Consider the following 1,087-nt stretch of genomic DNA (forward strand, 5'->3'; position numbering starts at 1 on the left):
TTGATATAATTCTGGTAGCATTTTCAATTGATAGGTCGTATTGACAAGTTATGACCTATCTTTTTTTACCATAATTTGCTCAATTTAAGATGTATCAAGGGTTACAGGGCGCTTGTCGCCCCCCCAGGGCAAGAATACTTTCAGCAATTTTTAACTATAGTGGTTTTTAGTCTAATACTTCCTTCCAGGATGGTGAGATAAATTTGGCCAAAATCCCGACTATCAGCTATCAGCTATCAGCTATCAGCTATCAGCTATCAGCTATCAGCTATCAGCTAATGGGCTACGGGAATAGCTTTTGAATAAAACAAGTAAGCATTGGTTTAATCTCTGTGGCGTTGCTGAATCAATCAATGAATATAAGTAGAGTGGGCATCCTGCCCGGGCGCAAATAACCATGAAACTGGCAAGATGCCAGTTCCACCAAGATGCCCATTCTACAAAACTCTTACAATCAATGAATATAAGTAGAGTGGGCATCCTGCCCGGGCGCAAATAACCATGAAACTGGCAAGATGCCAGTTCCACCAAGATGCCCATTCTACAAAACTCTTACAATCATTAAAACTATTCAAATTATTCCATTAATTCTATTATTAAGCAAGGCCAACATTGAGATACACTCTCCCTATTCCCTGTTCCCTGTTCCCTGTTCCCTATTCCCTAAAATCAAGGTAATATAATCCTCTCAGCAAACAAACTTTGCAATCGCTCTAACTTACTACCCTTTTGATATAATAAATCTCCCTTACCTAACAAATAAGCTGCTTCACTGTTGCTACCACCAAAAATAATCCTTGAGTCGGCTTCAGACGCTGTGCGTAAAGCAATTCGCCCTGGTAAATTAGAGCGAATAATCGGAGTAACAACTTTCGCTTCTGGTCGTTGAGTAGCAATAATCAAATGAATTCCAGCTGCTCTAGCTTTGGCTCCTAAACGCTTAATACTTGATTCTAACTCTTTGCGGATTTCTTTCTCTGCCATGAAGTCAGCATATTCATCAAATATACAGACTATCCGAGGTAATGGTAAAATTTGTTTATTAATCAATTGCTGATTATAAGCATCCAGGTGAGCACACTTCGCT

The 1,087-nt window shown here is 39.4% G+C and carries 2 protein-coding genes; one reads left to right on the plus strand and one right to left on the minus strand.

Annotation, left to right across the window (positions count from 1 at the left end):
* The first annotated feature begins 515 nt into the window (after positions 1 to 515).
* The gene (locus tag F6K52_RS36680; protein ID WP_293090203.1) at positions 516 to 683 is read left to right on the plus strand and encodes a hypothetical protein; all 168 of its coding nucleotides are present in this window, start codon (positions 516 to 518) and stop codon (positions 681 to 683) included.
* Here F6K52_RS36680 and F6K52_RS36685 read toward each other — a convergent pair.
* A partial coding sequence (locus F6K52_RS36685) for an FtsK/SpoIIIE domain-containing protein (protein WP_293090205.1) occupies positions 670 to 1,087 on the minus strand: 418 nt, incomplete at its 5' end. The two genes, F6K52_RS36680 and F6K52_RS36685, sit on opposite strands and share 14 nt — an antisense overlap.

Origin of the sequence: Moorena sp. SIO3H5 (assembly GCF_010692395.1) — a bacterium.
Taxonomy (GTDB): domain Bacteria; phylum Cyanobacteriota; class Cyanobacteriia; order Cyanobacteriales; family Coleofasciculaceae; genus Moorena.